This is a genomic window from Maritimimonas sp. 2304DJ26-3 (genome assembly GCF_056591635.1).
Genome location: NZ_JBWQOK010000001.1, coordinates 766,905 through 782,563, shown reverse-complemented (window position 1 = coordinate 782,563; position 15,659 = coordinate 766,905). Strand labels below are relative to the sequence as shown.

At 31.9% G+C, this 15,659-nt stretch carries 13 protein-coding genes; 9 read left to right on the top strand and 4 right to left on the bottom strand.

The features are described 5' to 3' along the window. Window positions 1–61: 61 nt before the first annotated feature. A complete protein-coding gene (locus tag AC1EUV_RS03640) occupies window positions 62–1,003 on the bottom strand; it encodes a diacylglycerol/lipid kinase family protein (protein ID WP_480197303.1) in 942 nt (313 codons plus the stop codon). Window positions 1,004–1,062: 59 nt separating this feature from the next. On the opposite strand from AC1EUV_RS03640, the gene rnr reads away from it, so the two are divergent. From rnr to tatA, 3 genes are all read left to right on the top strand, one after another. Further along, entirely contained in the window at window positions 1,063–3,264 is a 2,202-nt protein-coding gene (gene rnr, locus AC1EUV_RS03635; RefSeq protein WP_480197302.1) for a ribonuclease R, read from the top strand. 83 nt (window positions 3,265–3,347) lie between these two features. Then, window positions 3,348–4,040 (top strand): head GIN domain-containing protein, encoded by a 693-nt coding sequence (locus AC1EUV_RS03630; RefSeq protein WP_480197301.1) that lies wholly within the window; start codon window positions 3,348–3,350, stop codon window positions 4,038–4,040. A 48-nt stretch (window positions 4,041–4,088) separates the two neighbouring features. Beyond that, on the top strand, window positions 4,089–4,274 hold the full coding sequence (gene tatA / locus AC1EUV_RS03625) for a twin-arginine translocase TatA/TatE family subunit (RefSeq protein WP_480197544.1): 186 nt from the start codon (window positions 4,089–4,091) through the stop codon (window positions 4,272–4,274). Window positions 4,275–4,332: 58 nt separating this feature from the next. Here tatA and AC1EUV_RS03620 read toward each other — a convergent pair whose 3' ends face one another. Then, on the bottom strand, window positions 4,333–5,268 hold the full coding sequence (locus tag AC1EUV_RS03620) for an SPFH domain-containing protein (RefSeq protein ID WP_480197300.1): 936 nt from the start codon (window positions 5,266–5,268) through the stop codon (window positions 4,333–4,335). 137 nt (window positions 5,269–5,405) lie between these two features. On the opposite strand from AC1EUV_RS03620, the gene AC1EUV_RS03615 reads away from it, so the two are divergent. Then, the gene (locus AC1EUV_RS03615; RefSeq protein ID WP_480197299.1) at window positions 5,406–5,759 is read left to right on the top strand and encodes a 6-phosphogluconate dehydrogenase; all 354 of its coding nucleotides are present in this window, start codon (window positions 5,406–5,408) and stop codon (window positions 5,757–5,759) included. On the opposite strand, the gene AC1EUV_RS03610 is transcribed toward AC1EUV_RS03615, so the two are convergent. After that, window positions 5,746–6,651, bottom strand: coding sequence for a T9SS type A sorting domain-containing protein (locus AC1EUV_RS03610; protein ID WP_480197298.1), 906 nt, complete (start codon window positions 6,649–6,651; stop codon window positions 5,746–5,748). The genes AC1EUV_RS03615 and AC1EUV_RS03610 overlap by 14 nt on opposite strands. A gap of 50 nt (window positions 6,652–6,701) precedes the next feature. Continuing rightward, window positions 6,702–8,273: a glutamate--tRNA ligase gene (gltX, locus tag AC1EUV_RS03605; protein ID WP_480197297.1), complete on the bottom strand. Its 1,572-nt coding sequence runs from the start codon at window positions 8,271–8,273 to the stop codon at window positions 6,702–6,704. A gap of 11 nt (window positions 8,274–8,284) precedes the next feature. Between gltX and AC1EUV_RS03600 the strand changes: the two genes are divergently transcribed. The 5 genes from AC1EUV_RS03600 (at window position 8,285) to AC1EUV_RS03580 (ending at window position 15,646) form a co-directional block, all read left to right on the top strand. Next, entirely contained in the window at window positions 8,285–11,641 is a 3,357-nt protein-coding gene (locus tag AC1EUV_RS03600) for a DUF4175 family protein (RefSeq protein WP_480197296.1), read from the top strand. Then, window positions 11,638–12,051: an rRNA maturation RNase YbeY gene (ybeY, locus tag AC1EUV_RS03595; protein ID WP_480197295.1), complete on the top strand. Its 414-nt coding sequence runs from the start codon at window positions 11,638–11,640 to the stop codon at window positions 12,049–12,051. Before AC1EUV_RS03600 ends, ybeY begins: the two co-directional genes overlap by 4 nt. Window positions 12,052–12,098: 47 nt before the next feature. Continuing rightward, window positions 12,099–13,970 carry a tRNA uridine-5-carboxymethylaminomethyl(34) synthesis enzyme MnmG gene (gene mnmG, locus AC1EUV_RS03590; protein WP_480197294.1) on the top strand — a complete coding sequence of 624 codons (1,872 nt, stop codon included), beginning with the start codon at window positions 12,099–12,101 and terminating at the stop codon, window positions 13,968–13,970. Between the two features lie 27 nt (window positions 13,971–13,997). After that, window positions 13,998–14,873 (top strand): class I SAM-dependent methyltransferase, encoded by an 876-nt coding sequence (locus AC1EUV_RS03585; RefSeq protein WP_480197293.1) that lies wholly within the window; start codon window positions 13,998–14,000, stop codon window positions 14,871–14,873. Window positions 14,874–15,091: 218 nt separating this feature from the next. Beyond that, entirely contained in the window at window positions 15,092–15,646 is a 555-nt protein-coding gene (locus AC1EUV_RS03580; protein ID WP_480197292.1) for an OmpH/Skp family outer membrane protein, read from the top strand. Window positions 15,647–15,659 lie beyond the last annotated feature (13 nt).

The following is a 15,659-nucleotide window of genomic DNA, read 5'->3' as shown; positions in this document are numbered from 1 at the left end:
GAATTTTTTCAAATATTTCATACCCTTTTAAGCCTTTACAGTTTGTTCTTTAAGGGCTTATTTATGCAGTTACAAATTGTAAACTCTTAGGAAGAACGGTAGCAATAAATCCACCTTGACCTATAATTTCTCCATCTGCTTGAATATAAGTTTGATTGTTATTACTTTCTATTTTTATTTGAGAAGATTTATAGGTTTCAACTTGATTATGATTGGTTATTTTACCGTTAAAGAATTTAGAAATATTTAGTAACATTGAGAGAATAGTAAAATCTTTAGCTATAGAAATATCAAACAATCCATCATTAGTATTAACATCTTTAGTTAATTGCATACCACCACCAGAAAATTGACAAATACCAACTAATGTTAATAATGATTTGGTAGTAATTTTTTGATTGCTAACATCAATGGTCAATTCACTATTTTTATAATTTAAAAAACTAAAAATGGTACCAAAAAGATAGTTTAAACCTTTAAATTTTTTAAACTTTTGAATATTATTAACTACAAATCCATCAAAACCCATTCCTGCAAGGTTATTAAAATAAACAGATTTTTTTCTATTTAATAATTTGATAAAACCAATATCCTGAAAAACAGTTTTTTCACTTTCTATAATTGCAATAGCTCTAGATATATTTTTAGGTATTTTATATGTTTTTACCCAATCATTACCAGTACCTAAAGGAATAACTCCTACTTTAAAATCTAATGGGTTTATTTTTTTTTGAGACATAATTCCGTTTACAACATTATGTAAAGTACCATCACCACCAATACTTATAAATTTTTTATACCCTTTTATAATAGCTTTATGAACAAGTTCGATTTCATGCAAATGATATTCTGAAAAAGAAAATTCATAAGTTAATGTACTCGCTTTAAGTGCAGTTAAAATTTTATTCCATTTCTTTTTTACAGTACCGTTACCAGAAGTTGGATTTGCAATTATATACCAAGTATTTTCGATAGCTAAAAAATTAGATTTAGCAAAGTACAAAACTTGAGGATAACGATTTATTATTTGTACATTTATTTAAATTAAACAGAATAAAATATATGTGGAAAAAAAAGAAAGGTTTTTATAAGAAAAAGGGAAGTGTAATTAAAGACCTTGCTTCTAAAATTTTAAAATTCTTAAACAAAAATTCAACCAAATCTTTTAACTATAAACAAATAGCCGCTCATATTGATGTAAAAGATGGTAACGGAAAGCAGCAAATTATAAAAAAACTAGAAGAACTTAAGCTCAAAGAGCGTATACAAGAAACCGATAGAGGTAAGTATCAAATCATTCAAAACGAACATTATCATACAGGTATTTTAGATGTTACCTCTAATGGAAATGCTTATTTTATTTCAGACGATCTAGAACACGATGTTTTTATTCCGTCTATCAATTTAAACTCAGGTTTAGATAATGATACAGTTAAAGTTTATGTTTACAGAAGACGTAATAACAATCGTTTTGAAGGTGAAGTTATTGAAATTATAGAACGCGCTAAAACAGAATTTGTAGGTGTGCTACAAATGAGTAAAAACTTTGGGTTTGTATTGCCAGACAACCCTAAAATGTATGCTGATATTTTTATCGCTAAAAGTAAATTAGGTGATGCTCAACACGGAGATAAAGTAGCAGCAAAGATTACTGATTGGCCAGAAAACTCTAAAAATCCTTTTGGAAAAATTACGCAGGTTTTAGGTAAACCAGGCGAGCACGATACTGAAATCCATTCAATTTTATTAGAATATGACCTTCCATATGAGTTTCCTAAAAATGTCGAAGAAGATGCCGCTACATTACCTATAAATATTACAAAAGAGGAAATTGCGAAGCGTAGAGATATGCGAAGCGATCTTACGTTTACCATTGATCCTAAAGATGCAAAAGATTTTGATGATGCCTTATCATTTACCAAACTAGAAAACGGTAATTATGAAATCGGTATTCATATTGCCGACGTTTCACATTATGTGCAAGAAGGAACAATTTTAGAAAAAGAAGCATATCATAGAGCAACTTCGGTTTATTTGGTGGATAGAGTAGTACCGATGTTGCCAGAAATATTATCAAATGGTGTTTGTTCGCTACGACCAGAAGAAGAAAAACTAACGTTTTCTGCTGTTTTTGAAATGAATGAAAACGCAGAACTCAAGAATCAATGGTTTGGTAGAACGGTAACATATTCAGATAAACGTTTTGCATACGAAGAAGCTCAAGCCATCATCGAGAATAAGAACAATATTATACCAGCAAATGTTTCTTTAACGGGAAATGAATATACAGTTGATGATACTATTGTGGAAGCAACTTTAAAATTTCATGAGTTAGCTAAAATACTTCGTAAAAACCGTCTTAAAGAAGGCGCAATAACATTCGATAGAGTAGAAGTGAAGTTCAATCTAAATGAACATGCAGAACCAGTGGGCGTTTACTTTAAAGAATCTAAAGATGCTAATAAATTAATTGAGGAATTCATGTTATTAGCAAATAGAAAGGTTGCCGAATTTATTGGTAGAAATAATAATGGTACACCTACAAATAAAACATTTGTGTATCGTGTGCATGATGAACCAGATCCTGAAAAACTAGCAGGATTACAATCAATAATAAGCAAATTTGGGTATAAGATTGATACGCGAACTAAAGAATCTACATCAGACTCATTAAATAAGCTTTTAAGTGATGTACATGGTAAAGGTGAAGCAAATATGGTAGAAACATTAGCTATCCGCTCTATGAGCAAGGCGGTTTATACTACAGAAAATATTGGTCATTACGGATTAGCTTTCGATTATTATAGCCATTTTACATCTCCTATAAGACGTTATCCAGACGTAATGACGCATCGTTTACTACAACATTACCTTGATGGGAAAAAGTCTCCTAAAGCTGATATATACGAAGATAAGTGTAAACATTCTTCAGAAAGAGAAATGTTAGCTGCAAAAGCAGAGAGAGACTCCATTAAATATATGCAGGTAAAATATATGCAAGACCACCAAGATCAAGAATTTAAAGGTGTTATTTCTGGTGTAACCGAATGGGGAATCTATGTAGAGATCATTGAGAATAAGTGCGAAGGTATGGTACGTATTAGAGATATTAAAGAAGATTATTATATCTACGATGAAAAACAATATGCTTTAATAGGCCAATCAACAAAGAACCTTATTCAATTAGGTGATGAGGTAACTGTAAAAGTTAAAAAAACGGATTTAGAACGTAAGCATTTAGATTTTGACTTGATTTCTTATTAAGTTTTAACACAAATTTTAACAAATACAAAACACTTTTTAGTCAAAAATTAAGTTGCTATCTTTGAATTCAAACTCCTCTTAAAATGAAACAGATACTTAACTCAAAGAAATTATTTTTACTTGCTTTTTTACTATGCTCAACGGTTAGTTTTTCGCAAGAGCGGGTCATTAATCTAGGCGATTTTAACATCCTTAAAGTTTTTAGTGGAGTTACCTTAGAATTGATTCGCTCAGATGAACAAAAAATTGTAATAATAGGTGAAAAGAAAGAAAACCTCTCGGTTAAAAACACCAATGGTAAATTAAAAGTCTTTTTAAAGTTTCCAGAAATTTATAATGATAAAGAAGTAAATATTAAGCTTTATTATAAAGAAGACCTTGATATTTTAGATGCAAACGAAGGGGCGGCCATCTTTTCAGATCAAACCTTTAATCAACAAAATGTAACAATTCGATCACAAGAAGGTGCTTATATTCATTTGGTTTTAGATGTTAAGTATACCACTGTTAAAGCTGTTTCTGGTGGTAATATTCGCTTACGCGGAAAAGTTACTGACCAAGAGGTAGAAATAACAACTGGTGGTGTTTATGAAGGTTATGAATTAGACTCCGACAGTGCAGAGGTAACTTCAGCATCTGGTGGAAGAGCAGAAGTAAAAGTTTCTGATATGCTTGAAGCTAAAGTTAGATTTGGAGGAAATATTTATTACAAAGGCAATCCTGGTAAAGTAACCGAAAAGAAAATTATGGGTGGAAACATAATTAACAAAGGATAATTAGTCGTTTTGAATTAATTAGTACATTTGCTTAGTAAAACAGATAAAATGATGACAGCAACGATATTTTTAGGATTTGTAGGACCATGGCAATGGATTATTATAGGCTTAGCTATTTTATTGCTTTTTGGAGGGCGAAAATTACCTGAATTAATGAAGGGATTGGGTACAGGTATCAAAGAATTTAAAGACGCCACTAAAACAGAAGATGGCGAAGACAAAAAAGAAGAATAAATACCATATAGTATGTAAAAAAGGCGCTTTAAAGCGCCTTTTTTAGTTTAAAGAAATACTATTCAGTATCTTTTTTCTTATTCTTTGCATTCTTCATAGCTTCACCAATTTGATTACTTGCAGTGAAACTCGCCACCATATCGTTTAACATTTGACTACCAGCTTGTGGTGAATTAGGTAATAAGATTAGATTACTATTCACTTCTTGCCCAATTGACTGTAGTGTATCATAATGTTGAGTAACAACAATTAAAGCAGAGGCCTCTTGCGAGTTGATCCCTACTTTATTTAAAACTTCTACAGACTCTTCTAAACCACGCGCAATTTCTCTACGCTGATCTGCGATACCTTGACCTTGGAGACGTTTACTTTCAGCTTCAGCTTTTGCTTTCTCAACAATTAAAATACGAGCAGCATCACCTTCAAATTGAGCAGCGATTTTTTCACGTTCAGAAGCGTTAATTCTATTCATAGCTTCTTTTACTTGTGAATCAGGATCTATATCGGTAACTAAAGTTTTAATGATATCATAACCATAAGTCATCATGGCATCATTCAATTCCGTTTTAACAGCTATTGCGATATCATCTTTTTTAACAAATACGTCATCTAGCTTCATTTTTGGTACTTCTGCACGAACCACATCAAAAACATAACTTGTTATTTGGTCATGAGGATAATCTAACTTGTAAAATGCTTCATAAACTTTATCTTTAATTACTTTGTATTGCACAGAAACTTTTAGTTTAACAAACACATCATCTAGTGTTTTTGTTTCTACAATTACGTCTAGTTGCTGAATTTTTAAGCTTAACCTGCCCGCTATTCTATCTACCAAAGGAATTTTTAAGTGTAACCCAGATTGACGAATACTTTGAAACTTACCAAAACGCTCAATAATAACAGCGGTTTGTTGTTTAACAATAAAAAAGATCAACGGAAGTAAAAATAATCCGATAAAAATAAAGGGTATAAACCCGAATAATGACTCCATAATTTTAGATTTTTAACAATTTTGATTAATGATTCTCGTAAAGATACAACTTAAAGTACCTACTTACAAGACGCAATTTTTGTAAAAAGTTACAGGTTTAATATTATTACTTAAATTTATAAAAATTAATTTCTCAGATGAAAAAGGTATTACTTATTATACTTACTAGTGCAATTGTTTTAACCACAATTTATTTTCTATTTATTTATTATGCAACGTTTAGTGAGGGGTATCGATCTGGTGAATTGATTAAGATTAGTCATAAAGGTGTCATTTTTAAAACTTGGGAAGGAGAAATAAGTCAAGGAGTGTCGGAATCACAACGGTTTAACTTTTCTGTAGAAGAATCAGAGAAAGAAGTGATAGAAAAACTTAAAAACATGCAGGGTCAAAATGTAAAACTAACTTACAAAGAGCGTTTTGACACTTTTGCTTGGTTAGGTGATACTAAATACTTTGTAACCAAAGTAGAAAAGACTAATCTTGAATGACCAATTTTTTATTTAAACTACCTCGGTCTGTTTGTAGTCTTAGAAAATAAACACCACTGTTTATTCCACTCAAAGCAATGTTTTTCTGATTGTTCAATTCTTTTATTTCGCGTATTTTTTTACCATTAATAGCATAAATTTCAGCTCTTTCAATAGTATAATTCCCTTTATTAGAAATGGCAACTTCTCCTTTTGCAGGATTTGGATATAATGAAATAGCATCTACTAAATCTTCTTCAGTAGTAGAAAGTACCTGTTCTAAATTAAATACAAAAGTTCCAATAATCTCGTTAGAAAAAGGACTTACACCTTGTAAGCTTGTCATGTTAATATGAGGTGTTATATCAACATCACCAGTACTATATGTTGTACCCGCATCGGTACCCGCATCAGTAGCATATACATCTACCGAGATGTTTTGGATCCAATCACCACTTGTATCAGTTAGTTTTTGATTACCAATCATTGCTACCCAATCAGGACTCGGAGCAATCATAGTGATTAAGCTTATGTAAGGAAAATCACTATCAAGATTTATATTGTTAATAGTAATTGTACCAGGGCCAGATCCAAGACCGGACCCACTAATTACTTGATCCGCAACACCAGCAGCGATTAATAGGTTAATTTCGGAGGAGATTATAGAGGTCCCGCCAGTTTCAGCTACTTGTTCTATCCCATCGGAAGCCGTAACACCCAATTGAAACACAATGGCAGCATCTTTATGAGTTGTGCCAATTAGAGGTGACCAATGAGCAGATCCAGAAGGATACATATTAGGGTGTGTAGAACTACTCCAATTACTAATAAATTCAATTTTGTAAATAGCGTCTTGAGCTAAAATGGAGGAACTATAAAAAAGAAGGATAAAGAAAAGTAATATTCGAGACATATTATTGATTTAAGCTAGCTTAAATCAATAGTCGTTCAAATTACGCTTACTTACACAGAAAGTGTAGAAATTGCTCTTTCTATACTACTAATAGTCTCTTCTTTACCAATTAAACCCATGATATCGAAAATATGAGGACCACTCATTTTACCAACCAAACTTAAACGTAAAGGTTGCATCACTTTTCCAAAACCAATTTCTTTAGAAGTAATCCATTCTTTAACAACAGATTCTAAATTTTCAGTTGAGAAATCTTCGACATATTCTAATTGAGTTATTAGTTCAGACATTAATTGAGAAGTATCATCTTTCCAGGCTTTTTTAGCAACTTTTTCATCGTAAGAAGTTGGAGCAACAAAGAAGAATTTACCGAGTTCCCAGAAGTCAGAAACAAACGTAGCGCGCTCTTTAATTAAGCTAATAACTTTAGTAACGTAACCATTGTTATTTTCTATAAATAAAGGAATTTGCTCTTTTGCAGCTTCTTTATCAGCCGCAGCTTCAAGTAATTCTTTTTCTAGGGTTGGAATAAACAAACCGGTGAGTTCAATATCTGATTTTTGTTGTAAATAGTGTTGATTAAACCACTTTGTCTTATCAGGGTTGAATTTAGCACCAGATTTACTTACATTTTCTAAAGTAAAAACACTTATTAATTCTTCTAAAGAATACATTTCTTTTTCAGTTCCTTCGCCTTCATTCCAACCTAATAAAGCTAGCATATTAATTACTGCTTCTGGAAAATAACCACCTTCTCTATAACCATTTGAAACATCTGCATCAGTTTTCCATTCTAAAGGGAATACTGGGAAACCCATTTTATCACCATCTCGCTTGCTTAATTTTCCTTTACCAACAGGCTTTAATATTAAGGGTAGATGAGCAAATTCTGGAGTATTCCAGTCAAAAGCCCTGTATAGTAAAACATGCAAAGCCAAAGAGGGCAGCCACTCTTCACCACGAATAACATGTGAAATTTCCATTAAATGGTCATCAACAATATTTGCTAAATGATATGTCGGCATTCCGTCTGATTTAAACAGAATTTTATCATCTAAAATGTTGGTATCAATCTTAATTTCACCACGAATTAAATCGTTTAAAATCAAAGTTTCATCTTGAGGTGATTTAAACCGGATGACATATTTTTCACCCGCATTAATTCGTTGCTGTACCTCTTCCTTGGCAAGTGATAAAGAGTTGTCTAACTTTAAACGATTATGCCAATTGTAGATAAAGGTTTTACCTTTTGCTTCATGATCCTTTCTGTGAAAATCTAGTTTTTCAGAAGTGTCAAAAGCATAATAAGCATTCCCAGAACCTAGTAGTTGTTGTATATATTTTTGATAAATATCTTTACGTTCAGATTGTCTATATGGACCAAAATCTCCACCAGTTTCAGGACCTTCATCAAAAGGAATGTTTAACCAATTTAAAGCTTCAACAATATAGTTTTCGGCACCTTCTACATAACGAGTTTGATCAGTATCCTCTATTCTTAAAGTAAAAGTACCATTGTGTTTTTTAGCAAATAAATAGTTGAATAAGGCAGTTCTAATACCGCCAATATGTAATGGACCTGTGGGACTAGGCGCAAAACGAACCCTAACTTTGTTAATCATTCTGTTAAAATTTGGCTGCAAAGATACAGTATGGCAATGAAAATAGTACTTTTAGAGTTTATAAAATAGTGACGCATTTTAGTAACATACAGTCTAAACTACAACAGTTCATTAAAAAATATTATACCAATGAACTTATAAAAGGAAGCATCTTGTTTTCAGCCTTTGGCTTACTGTATTTTATTCTTACATTATTTATAGAATACTTTTTATGGTTAAGTACAGGTTGGAGAAGTCTGTTATTTTTTGCTTTTGTTATTGTAGAAATTATATTACTTGTTCGTTTTATAGCCTTACCACTATTTAAATTAATTGGTTTACAAAAAGGAATTAGTTTAGAACAGGCATCTAAAATTATAGGCAATCATTTTCCTGAAGTAGATGATAAGTTGTTAAACGTGTTACAGTTAAATGAATCTGATGACAAATCTGAACTTTTTTTAGCTAGTATTGAACAAAAATCGGCACAACTAAAACCGATACCTTTTAAATCAGCAATTAATTTTACAGCAAACAGAAAATATTTAAAATACCTAGCGATTCCTGCTTTGATTTGGGGCTTTACATTAGTATCAGGTAATAATTCAGTCTTTAAAGAAAGTCTAGATAGGGTTGTACATTACAAAACAAAATATGAACCACCAGCACCGTTTATTTTTGAAGTTTTAAACCAAAACTTAAGTTCTATTGAAGGAAAACCATTCGAACTTCAAATTGAGACGCTTGGCAGTTTGATTCCTGCAAATGCTCAAATCTATTTTAATGCTGAGAATTACTTTTTAAAAGACGCAGGCACAGGGAAGTTTAATTATACCTTCGAAAACCTGAATGAATCATTAACGTTTTATGTGGAGGCTAATGGTGTTCAATCTAAAGAATATAAAATAAATGTAATTAAAATACCATCTGTTTCGGGTTTTGAGATGATTTTAAATTACCCAAAGTATACTCAAAAGAGAAATGATAATATTCAGAATACAGGAAACGCAATAGTTCCCGAGGGTACGCGTATTACGTGGAATATAAATGCTGAACAAACAGATTCAATTCATTTTATTGCGAGTTCTGAAGATAATTTTAATGAAAATAAACCTGGACTCTTTTCGTTGTCAAAAAGCATCCGAAGTAGTACTAACTATCAAATAGCAACGTCTAATCAAGAGCTAAAGAACTACGAAAAATTAAATTATTCGATTCAAGTGGTAAAGGATGAATTTCCTAAGATTACTGTTAAGTCAGATATTGATTCAGTTTCACGAGGGCCAATACAGTTTGCTGGGCAGTTAAGCGACGATTATAGTATTTCTAAACTGAATTTAGTTTATTACGATGTAGATGATAAAGAAAACCTTAAAAGGCATCCAATTGAGGTCAATAGATCTTCTTTCGAAGAGTTTTTCTATCTATTAATCCCTCAAGGAGAGTTAGAATTAGATGCAGGTAAAGATTATGAACTTTACTTTGAAGTATACGATAACGACGCTGTTAACGGAAATAAGTCAACTAAAAGTCAAGTATTTTCTTTTCATAATAAAACAAAGCAAGAACTCTCAGATGATCTATTAAAAGAACAAAAAGAGAGTTTGGATAATTTAGATAAGAATGCTAAGGATGCTGAACAATTAAATAAAGATTTTGAAGAATTTACAGATAAACTAAAGAAGAAGTCTGAATTGGAATGGAATGATAAAAAAGAGTTTGATCAGTTTATAAAGCGTCAAGAACAATATCAACAAATGTTTGAAAAACAGACTGATCAGTTAAAAGATAATCTTGAAGAATTGAATGAGAATGATGAAACGATAAAAACAAAAAAAGAAGAACTTCAAAAGCGGATTGAAGAAACTAAAGAGCTTCAGAAAAAGAAAAAGTTACTAGAAGAATTAAAAAAGATTGCTGAAAAGCTAGATAAAGAAGGTTTAATAGAAAAATTAGATAAGTTCACTGAACAAAAGAAACAAGAAAAACGCTCTTTAGAACGCCTATTAGAACTTACTAAACGCTTTTATACCGAAAAGAAAGCAGCTGATATTGCTAAAAAATTAGACTCTTTATCTAATAAGCAGGAAAAACTTTCTAATAGTGATGAGAATGATGCGGACAAACAACAAGACCTTAATAAAGAATTTGAAGATATTAAGAGGGACTTCGAGGATTTAAGAAATCAAAATGATCAATTACGTCAGCCAATGGATTTTCCTGAAACAAAAAGAGAAGAGCGATTGATTCAAGAAAAAATGAATGATGCTACTGATGAACTCGAAAAGGAAGCTGAAAGTGAGAACCAGAAGTCAGATTCAAAAAAATCTGCATCAAAGAAGCAAAAATCTGCTGCTAAGAAAATGAAGCAAATTAGCCAATCTATGCAGCAATCTATGTCAGCAATGGAGGGTGAGATGATGCAAGAGAATATAGAAGAACTTCGTGCTATTTTAGAAAATCTAGTTACATTTTCAGTAGACCAAGAACAGTTGATGGTTTCATTAGAAGAAGTGGATGCAGCTCATCCAGCTTTCCCTAAAAAGTTAAAGAAACAACAAATTTTAAAAGAGCATTTTGAACATATAGATGATAGCCTATATGCATTATCATTACGACAAAGGCGTCTAACATCTAAAATTCAAAAAGATATTACTGATGCTCACTATAACATCGATAAGTCTTTAGAAAACATAGCCGAGAATAGAATGCGTCAAGGCATCTCAAATCAACAGTACACTATGACTGCCGCTAATAACCTTGCTGACATGCTAAGCGATATGTTGAATAGTATGATGAATCCTAGTATGGGGAAAGGTAAGGGAAAAGGAAATGAATTTCAGTTGCCAGATATCATGAAAAAGCAAAGCGAAATGATTCAACAAATAAAGGACGGTATTAAAAAAGGAAAAAAAGAGGGACAAAGAGAAGGTGATGAAAAGGGTAAACAGGGAAAAGGGGGAAATAGTAAAGAACAAATGAGCGGCGAGCAATATCAAATCTATCAAGAGCAACAAGCTTTACGCGAAGCACTAGAGCAAATGATGGAGAAAGAGGGTAAGAATGGTTCTAACGGTAATAAGGCTTTAGAAAGAATGAAAGAGCTAGAACAACAACTTTTAGATAAAGGTTTTACAAATGAAGTATTACAAAATATGTTGCAGTTAGAACACGAGCTTTTAAAACTTGAAGACGCTCAATTAAAACAAGGTAAAGATAATAAGAGAGAAGCCAATACTAATAAGCAAAGCTTTCAACAGCGAAAAATACAAGAATTACTACAAAAGAAACAATTCTTTAACTTGAATGAGATTTTAAATCGCGAACCTTTACCTTTGCGAAATAATTATAAAAAGAAGGTTCAAGAGTATTTTCAAGATAAAGAATGATCAATTTTTATAGCGAAACATTTTTTGAATTAGGGAATGAATCATTAATACAGGAGTGGATATCTGTTGTTATTAGTCAAGAATCATTTAAAGAGGGAGATATTGCATATGTGTTTTGTGATGATGATTATTTGTTAAAAAAAAACATTAAGTATCTGAATCACAACACATTAACAGATATTATTAGCTTTGATTATACTTTAGGGAAACTGGTTTCTGGTGATATTTTTATTTCAACAGAACGAGTTAGAGAAAATGCTCAGAGCTTTAACGTTTCTTTTGATGATGAGCTGCATAGAGTAATGGTTCATGGCGTCTTACATTTTTGTAGATATAAGGATAAAACTCAAGAAGAGAAGAGGTTAATGCGTTCGAAAGAAGATTATTACCTATCTTTGCGAACTTTTTAATAAAGCGTTGTTCCACGTGGAACGTTTAAATTTAATATGTTAAGATAATGTTTAGTAACGAGTATGATGTAATAGTAGTTGGCGGAGGGCACGCGGGTAGTGAAGCCGCTGCTGCTAGTGCCAATCTTGGCGCTAAAACATTGTTGATTACAATGAATCTTCAGAATATTGCTCAGATGAGTTGTAATCCTGCTATGGGTGGCATCGCTAAAGGTCAGATAGTACGCGAAATTGATGCGTTAGGTGGGTACAGTGGAATTGTTACTGATAAGTCTGCTATCCAGTTTAAGATGCTAAATAAATCTAAAGGACCCGCTATGTGGAGCCCTAGAGCTCAAAATGATAGAATGCGATTTGCAGAAGAGTGGCGTATGATGTTGGAGCAAACAAAGAACCTTGATTTTTATCAAGATATGGTTAATGGTTTGGTCGTTGAGGGCGATAGTATAATAGGAGTCAAAACTTCTTTAGGTACTACCATTAGGTCTAAAACTGTTATTTTAACTGCTGGCACTTTCCTTAACGGATTAATTCATATTGGTGATAAAAATTTTGGAGGAGGGAGAGCAGGCGAAAGAGCGTCTATCGGTATTACTGAAGATTTAATTAAATTAGGATTTGAATCTGGCCGAATGAAGACTGGAACACCTCCAAGAGTGGATGGTAGATCATTGGATTTTTCAAGGATGATTGAGCAACCAGGAGATATGATTCCAGAGAAATTTTCCTATAGTTCAGTTACAGAACCATTGGCTCAACAGCGTTCATGTTATATGACATATACGAGTGAAGAAGTGCATGATTTGTTGCGAGATGGATTCGATAGATCGCCAATGTTTAATGGAAGAATTAAGAGTACAGGCCCTCGTTATTGTCCTTCGATAGAGGATAAGATTGATCGTTTCGCAACTAAAGATAGACATCAATTATTTATAGAGCCCGAAGGTTGGAATACTGTGGAAATTTATGTTAATGGTTTCTCTACATCGTTACCAGAAGATGTTCAGTATAAGGCGTTATCTAAAGTTGCTGGTTTCGAGAATGTAAAGTTTTTCAGGTTCGGTTATGCAATCGAGTATGATTACTTTCCTCCCACGCAATTAACACATACTTTAGAAACAAAGTCTATTAAGAACTTGTTTTTTGCAGGTCAAATTAATGGCACCACAGGTTATGAAGAAGCTGCTGCGCAAGGTATGATGGCTGGTATAAATGCTGCGTTAAAAGTGCAAGAAAAAGAGCCATTTATTTTAAAACGTAATGAAGCTTATATAGGTGTTCTTATTGATGATTTAATAACAAAAGGTACTGAAGAACCGTATAGAATGTTTACTTCAAGAGCTGAATATAGAACGCTATTACGCCAAGATAATGCAGATTTACGTTTAACACCTAGGGCATATGAAATAGGATTAGCCTCTAAGAAACGAATGGATCGTGTTCTTGTAAAGCAAGAAAAAACAGAAATGTTTGTCAACCATTTAAGAGAAACCAGTATTAAACCTAATGAAGTAAACGATATCTTAAAAAACAAGAATTCTGCAAATATTAATCAATCTATGAAGATGCTTAAAATTGCAGCTAGACCACAATTAGATTTTAATGATGTACGTCAATTTCCAGGAGTAAATGATTTTATAGTTGATAGTAATATTGATAATGAAATTATTGAGCAAGCAGAGATTCATATAAAATATGCGGGATATATAGAGAAAGAAAAGAACAATGCAGATAAGTTGAATAGACTTGAGAATATTACTATTCCAGCTAATTTTGATTATTATAAGGTAAAATCTTTATCATATGAAGCTCGTGAAAAACTAACGACTATTCAGCCTACTTCTATTAGCCAAGCAAGTAGAATTTCTGGCGTTTCTCCAAGCGATGTTTCCGTGCTTTTAGTGCATATGGGTAGATAATTGTGCTTAAAAAACTATTTGTTCCACGTGAAACATATTAATACCTCTCCTATCGATGACTCTGAATTAAGGAGTTATTTAACTTGTAAAGATTATACGGTTTCTAATGAATCATTTTCAATTTTAAGAGATGAGAATAATGATTTTCTTATAACTTCCCCGAGGCCAAAAGATTCAAATCTTAGTAATTATTACGAAAGTTCAGATTATATTTCGCATACTGACTCTAAGACAACATTGTTAGATAGAGTTTATCAATTGGTTCGAAATTACACACTCAAAAGAAAGTTAAAATTAATTAACTCTTTTAATTCAGAAGACAGGTCAATTTTAGATATTGGCGCGGGTACGGGAGATTTTTTGGCGATATGTCAAAAAAATGGCTGGCAAGTTACAGGTGTAGAACCTAACGTTAAAGCTAAAAAAGTTGCTGAAAATAAATTGAAGATTGAACTAAAAAGTGATAGTTCAGAAATCTTAAATAATAGGTTTGATGTGATAACAATGTGGCATGTATTAGAGCACGTTCCAAACCTTGAAGAAATTGTAATACACTTAGAAGAATTATTAAAACCAAAAGGCACTTTAATCATAGCAGTGCCAAATCATAATAGTTTTGATGCAAAGTATTATAGAGAATTTTGGGCAGCATATGATTTACCAAGACATCTATGGCATTTCTCTCAATTAGCAATTAGAAATTTATTTGCTCAAAAGAACATGAGACTTATGAAAACAATTCCGATGAAATTTGATGCCTACTATGTGAGCTTGTTATCTGAAAAATATAAAACAGGTAAAATGAACCCTATTAAATCTTTTTGGGTGGGGTTTCTTTCAAATTATAAAGCTAGAATTACAAAAGAGTATTCTTCACTTATTTATATCATTAATAAGGCATAAAACGCATTTTAAGTCGATTTAAGCGCTTTTTAGGCTGATGTCAGTTGGGATTTCTAGCCTTCCAGAAAACAAGCATAATAGCACCACGTAATCAAGCCTAATTTAATAAGAATAATTTATATAAATTTTAATTTATATAAATTTTAATTATAGTAAAAATTTAGAAGATCAAAGAAGTCTATTTTTATATATTTGCGCAAATTTTTAAAACAAATAAAATGAAAAAAATACTAGCGGTTACATTTATTGCTCTGATGATGGTTTCGTGTAATCAAACAAAAATTGCATATGTAGATGTTGAAGAAGTCTTAAAAGAATATAAAGGCATGAAAGATGCTCAGAAAGAAATGGACGCTAAATCTGCTGACCTTAAAAAAGAATTAGATCAATTAGCGGCAGAATATCAAACTAAAGTAAGAGATTATTATTCTAATGCTCAAAAAATGTCAAATAAAACAAGACAAGAAACTGAGCAGTCATTACAACAACAGCAACAAGTTTTAAATCAACGTCAGCAATTAGCTCAGCAAGAAGTTCAGAAGGATGGACAAGAAAAAATGGATGAAATCAATGAAAATATTCAAGATTTTGTGTCTGATTATGCTAAGAAGAATGGCTACACCTACATTTTAGGAACCTCTGAGCAAACAAAATCTGTTTTATATGGTGATTTAAAATCAGACCTTACAGACGAAATTGTGGATGCATTAAATGATGCTTATAAAAATGGAGAAGTTTCTTCTACTAAAACAGAAAAAGACACAGTCAAATAATTTAATTTACTGA